Here is a 5,630-nt window from a genome sequence, read left to right on the forward strand (position 1 = left end):
TCGCGCATATCGGCTGTTTGCGCATAACGACCACACATAATTCAAGGGTATCGCAGGTATCGGCACGGGTTAGAATAAGACGATGACAAACAACGCTCACTGGCCAGCGATTTATCGCGGTGCAACACCAGTTGATATCAACGTTGTCATTCCTGGATCCAAATCTGTTACCAATCGAGCTTTGATTTTGGCTGCCCAAGCAAAGAGCCCATCAACATTGCGACGCCCGCTTGTATCGCGCGATAGCGAATTAATGGTCGCTGGCTTAACGGCGCTAGGAATTGGAATCGTAGAGACCACAGCCGTTGTTGATGGAAACGAAGAGTTGCAGTGGATTGTTACGTCGGCGCCTATGCGCGGTGGAGTGAGTGTAGATGTGGGAAATGCCGGAACTGTTATGCGTTTCTTACCACCACTAGCTGCTCTTGCCACAGGTGAAGTAATTTTTGATGGTGACCCACGTTCCTATGAACGTCCATTGGGGCCGGTAATCAAGGCGTTAGAAGATCTCGGCGTTTCTATTGATCATGAAGATCGCTATAGCTTGCCATTGAAATTACAAGGCACTGGAAGTGTCGGCGGCGGAGAGATAACTATTGATGCCAGCGAATCAAGTCAGTTCCTTTCAGCACTTCTTTTAGTAGCACCAAGTTTTACTAATGGAGTAACTGTTAAGCACAAAGGTGGCTTACTGCCATCAATGCCACATATTGAAATGACTGTAGATATGTTGCGCCAATTTGGAGCAACGGTAGAGATTGATTCAGTTGCACAAACGTGGAGCGTTAAGCCAGGTGTTCTCCATGATTTAGATATAGTCATTGAGCCAGACCTTTCTAACGCCTCGCCCTTTCTTTCAATTGCAATGGTGTGTGGTGGGCGAGTGGATATTGCTGATTGGCCGATTAAGACCACCCAGCCAGGTGATCAACTGCGAACAATTCTTTCAAATATGGGCGCACAATTCTCATTTGGAGATAACGGACTAACCATTATTGGCACAGGAAAAATTCATGGCATAGATGTTGATCTACATGATGTTGGTGAGTTAACCCCTTCTATTGCAGCCTTGGCCGCTCTTGCTGATTCGCCATCACATTTGCGCGGAATCGGCCATTTGCGCAAACATGAAACTGATCGTTTAGCGGCGTTAACCCGCGAGATAAACGCATTAGGTGGCAAAGTAATAGAAGAAGAAACTGCTTTGCATATAACCCCAGCACCATTACATGCAGGCGTTTTCCATACTTATGATGATCACCGATTAGCAACAGCCGGTGCTGTACTAGGGCTGGTAGTTGAAGGAATCGAAGTAGAAAATATTGCAACTACACGAAAGACCTTGCCAGATTTTCCAGGGCTGTGGAGCTCGCTTTTACTATGAGTCCTCGCGAATACGATGAATCAGATGCGCGAGTTCGCCCATCACGCAGTACACGACCACGAAGTAAAGATCGTCCATCACATAGTGATGCAATATCTGCTTTAGTAACAACGGTGGATCGTGGACGACAAACGTGTATTACAGAAGATGGAACGATCCTGACAGCAATGCGTGCGCGCGGACTTGGGCCAAAATCTGTTGTCACAGGTGACAATGTTTCAATAGTTGGAGATGTAACCGGCTCAGAAGGATCACTTGCCCGAATTGTTGCAGTTCAAGATCGTCGTAACTCCTTAAGTCGCACAGTCGATGATGCGGCGCAAGTAGAACGCACAATCGTTGCAAATATTGATCAACTAGTAATTGTTGTGGCAGCTGCTAATCCGGAGCCTCGTCGTGGACTGATTGATCGCTTCCTAGTCTCGGCTTTTACTGAAGGAATTGTTCCCAAGATTGTTGTTACAAAAACAGATATCAGCGAAGTTCCTGCATTTCTTGCAGAGTATGCTGATCTTGATATTGAAATCATTCACACTGCAATCAAGAGTGATTCACGTGCTAAAGATTTAGCAAAGTTGCATCAAGTTCTTGAAGGCAAGATTTCTGTTTTGGTTGGACACTCAGGTGTTGGTAAATCAACATTGATTAACGCACTTGTGCCTGAAGCTGATCGATTAACAGGTGATGTGAATGAGGCAACTGGTCGTGGCCGGCACACATCATCTAGTGCGATCGCATTGCCACTTGTCGATAGTGATGGATGGATTATTGACACACCTGGTATTCGTGCATTTGGACTCAGTCATATCGATAATCAACGAATTGTTGATGCTTTTAGTGATTTATCTGAAGTGGCAGCAAACTGCCTATCCAACTGTTCTCACTCAGAGAGTTCTTGCAAATTAGATGCATATGCAAGCCCTGATGGGGTTCCAAATGCCCACCGAACCGCACGTCTTGCAAGCCTTCGCTCGTTGTTAGCGGTCAAAGATTCACCTGTTGTAATAGTCGAGGAATAGACTGACACCACCATGAGCAACGATAAAAGTTCAATTGATCTACAGGATGATCTAGCACTTGCGCACGCATTAGCAGATCTAGCAGATGCTATTTCTCTTGATCGATACCAGGCTCAGGATTTAGTGATCACAACAAAACCCGACAACACCCCGGTCACTGATGCTGATCGCGCAGTCGAAACTGCAATTCGAGAAGCACTAGCTACACATCGCCACACAGATGGTTTAGTCGGTGAAGAGTTTGGAAGTGATAAAGGCACATCTGGTCGCTATTGGGTTATTGATCCCATTGATGGAACCAAAAACTTTATGCGCGGAGTTCCAACGTGGGCAACATTGATTGCTCTTGTAAGTGTTGACGCATCAGGTGTTGAAGAAGTTGTTGTGGGAATTGCAAGTGCACCCGCACTTGCACGACGATGGTCAGCAGCTAAGGGCCTAGGTGCATATGTAAGATTTAATTTAGGAAGCGCTGATGGTCTCTGGGAGGAGTTTGACGCTTCATCAACTGAGAAGAAGATTTCAGTGTCAAAAGTTGCGAAACTCTCTGATGCCTCAATTTCTTACTCAGATTTTGTTGGTTGGGGAGATCGTCTAGAGCCTTTCCAAAGAATGCTTGGTAAGGCTTGGCGCACACGTGGCATTGGAGACTTTTGGTCCCACATGCTTGTTGCCGAAGGCGCAGTTGATGTTGCAATAGAACCATCACTTGCAGTGTGGGATATGGCAGCGCTAGACATTATTGTTCGTGAAGCTGGCGGATCATTTACAAACACAGCAGGGCAGAACGGCCCATTTGGTGGGAGCGGAGTTTCAACAAACGGGGCACTCCACAACGCCGTGATTAGTGGACTGAATCCATGAGTCAACTATTAGAGCCGGTAACACTTTCTGTGCAGGGAATGACCTGTTCTTCATGTGTTAACACAGTGGAAAAGGCGCTCAATAAGGTTGAAGGCGTAAGTGCGACTATCAACTTTGCAACAGAGACTGCTCATATTTTGGCCCCAGTAGATATGAGTCCTAAGGATTTAATCAAGATTGTAGAAAAAGCAGGGTATTCAGCAACCTTATTGGTGGATGCACAATCTGTGACGTTACACAGCAAGAAATCTGCTCGCGCATTCTTCTTTGCATTTATTTTTGCAGTACCTGCTGTTGCTATTTCGATGATTATGAGTTGGCATCACCAGATTGATATGTGGGTTCATCAGATTTTGGACAACTTTGGTCTGCCACATCCTATGTATTCAGCAACTGCGTGGGTAGTAATCGCACTTAGTGCTCCGGTTGTGCTTCTTGTCGCCTATCCAATTCACAAAGCTGCCTTTAGAAACCTGATGCACCCAACGATGGACAACCTAATTTCAATGGGTTCATTAGCTGCATTTGGTTGGTCTATTTATGCAAATGCAACTGGTGCTGGTGATGTCTATACCGAAGTCGCAGCAGGTGTAATTTTCTTTGTCATTTTGGGTCGTTATTTAGAAACCCGTGCAAAGGCAAAGGCCAGCAGTGCTCTTACATCTCTATTGGCCCTTGGCAGTAAAGAGGTAACAATTGTTCGTGGGGGATTCCCACTCATTGTTCCGATTGAACAGCTGCAAATTGGTGATGAATTTGAAGTACGCCCTGGAGATCGCATTGCAACAGATGGAATTGTAGTTAAAGGTGAATCTGCAGTAGATAATTCAATGTTGACCGGTGAAACAAAGCCGATTGATGTTCGCCCAGGATCATCAGTAAATGGTGCATCGATTAATCACAACGGTCGCTTAATTGTTCGAGCCACACGAGTTGGCAGCGATACCGAGCTTGCTCGCATAACCGCCATGGTTATTAGTGCCCAAGGAACTAAAGCTCCAATTCAGCGCTTAGCTGATCGAATCAGCGCTGTCTTTGTACCGATTGTTACCGTGCTTGCAATTGGAACATTTGCAGGCTGGTATTTCACGGGCTCAACACTTACCAAATCAATTTCAATTGCAATCACTGTGTTAGTGATCGCATGCCCATGTGCACTTGGATTAGCAACACCTGTTGCACTGCTTGTGGCATCTGGCCGCGGCGCAGCACGTGGGATTGTGCTGCGTGAGCCACGTGTTCTAGAGGTTGCCCGCAATGTTGATACGGTGCTATTTGATAAAACAGGCACACTTACAGAAGGTGTGATGCTTGTTCAAGAAGCAACTATCTCCACAGCAGCAGGTGCGGTTTTAGGGCGTTCATTTGCAGAGATTGTGACAACTCAGAACATTGTGGCATCTGCTGGTGCGATTGAATCGCAGAATAATCACCCGATTGCCTTGTCAATCACAAAGTACGCGTTAGCTAATGCAGGGCAGGCAGCACCTTCACGCCCAACCTTTGCTGTTTCTGATTTTTCGGTGACGCCAGGTTCGGGTGCGGCTGGTCGCGTTTCAATCGGTGGGCAATCACCAGTTGTTCTTATTGGCTCACCTGCTGCCGTTGCTCATAGCTCTACCGAGTTTCATGGTGATATCAAATCTGCAATTGAACGCGGTCAAGCCGCTGGATTAACTCTGGCAGTGCTTGCATGGGATGGTGTTGCTGTGGCCGTCTTTGCTGTTGGCGACCAACTAAAAAGTGATGCGGCCGCAACTGTTGCTGCACTTCGGGGCATGGGTATTACTCCATGGCTCGTAACAGGAGACAGCAGCGAGGTTGCAGCATCTGTTGCAACAACTGTGGGAATTGATGCAGCACATGTTGTTTCACATGCCTTGCCTGAAACAAAACTTGAAATTGTTGAACGCATAAAGAGTGAAGGTCACACCGTTTTAATGATCGGTGATGGAATCAATGATGCTGCAGCACTTACCGCAGCTGATCTTTCTATGGCTATGGGTACTGGAACAGATACTGCGATTAACAGCGCTGACATCACCTTGATGAACACAGGACTTGGAAGCGTTATTTCGGCGCTGAAGCTTTCAGCAAAGACTTTAAAGATCATCCGCTTGAATATGGGTTGGGCACTTATCTATAACGTGATTGGTTTGCCGATTGCAGCAGCTGGATTGTTATCACCGCTGTATGCAGCAGCGGCCATGGCAGCAAGTAGCGTGCTGGTTGTTACTAACTCACTGCGCATCAAATAAGTAGTAAAGGAAAGCAAAAAGGCCCTCGCAAGAGGGCCTTTTTCTATGTAGTAGCGGGGGCAGGATTTGAACCTACGACCTCTGGGTTATGAGCCCAGCGAGCTA

At 46.6% G+C, this 5,630-nt stretch carries 4 protein-coding genes; all 4 read left to right on the plus strand.

Annotation, left to right across the window (positions count from 1 at the left end; translation table 11 throughout):
• The first annotated feature begins 82 nt into the window (after positions 1–82).
• Genes aroA through AC9UEY_RS05620 form a run of 4 tightly spaced genes read left to right on the plus strand, consistent with a single transcriptional unit; the run spans position 83 to position 5,525 of the window.
• The gene (aroA, locus tag AC9UEY_RS05605) at positions 83–1,384 is read left to right on the plus strand and encodes a 3-phosphoshikimate 1-carboxyvinyltransferase (RefSeq protein WP_509538937.1); all 1,302 of its coding nucleotides are present in this window, start codon (positions 83–85) and stop codon (positions 1,382–1,384) included.
• The gene (gene rsgA / locus AC9UEY_RS05610; RefSeq protein ID WP_509538940.1) at positions 1,381–2,403 is read left to right on the plus strand and encodes a ribosome small subunit-dependent GTPase A; all 1,023 of its coding nucleotides are present in this window, start codon (positions 1,381–1,383) and stop codon (positions 2,401–2,403) included. The genes aroA and rsgA overlap by 4 nt, the downstream gene beginning before the upstream one ends.
• Before the next feature lie 12 nt (positions 2,404–2,415).
• Complete coding sequence (locus AC9UEY_RS05615; RefSeq protein ID WP_509538942.1) at positions 2,416–3,267, plus strand: inositol monophosphatase family protein; 852 nt, start codon at positions 2,416–2,418, stop codon at positions 3,265–3,267.
• A complete protein-coding gene (locus AC9UEY_RS05620; RefSeq protein WP_509538945.1) occupies positions 3,264–5,525 on the plus strand; it encodes a heavy metal translocating P-type ATPase in 2,262 nt (753 codons plus the stop codon). The genes AC9UEY_RS05615 and AC9UEY_RS05620 overlap by 4 nt, the downstream gene beginning before the upstream one ends.
• Positions 5,526–5,630: the final 105 nt, after the last annotated feature.

The organism is Candidatus Planktophila sp. (assembly GCF_040402275.1).
Taxonomy (GTDB): Bacteria; Actinomycetota; Actinomycetes; order Nanopelagicales; family Nanopelagicaceae; genus Planktophila.

Coding starts and splice junctions, on each gene's coding strand:
- aroA (WP_509538937.1), top strand. CDS start 83: ATGACAAACAACGCTCACTGGCCAGCGATTTATCGCGGTGCAACACCA.
- rsgA (WP_509538940.1), top strand. CDS start 1,381: ATGAGTCCTCGCGAATACGATGAATCAGATGCGCGAGTTCGCCCATCA.
- AC9UEY_RS05615 (WP_509538942.1), top strand. CDS start 2,416: ATGAGCAACGATAAAAGTTCAATTGATCTACAGGATGATCTAGCACTT.
- AC9UEY_RS05620 (WP_509538945.1), top strand. CDS start 3,264: ATGAGTCAACTATTAGAGCCGGTAACACTTTCTGTGCAGGGAATGACC.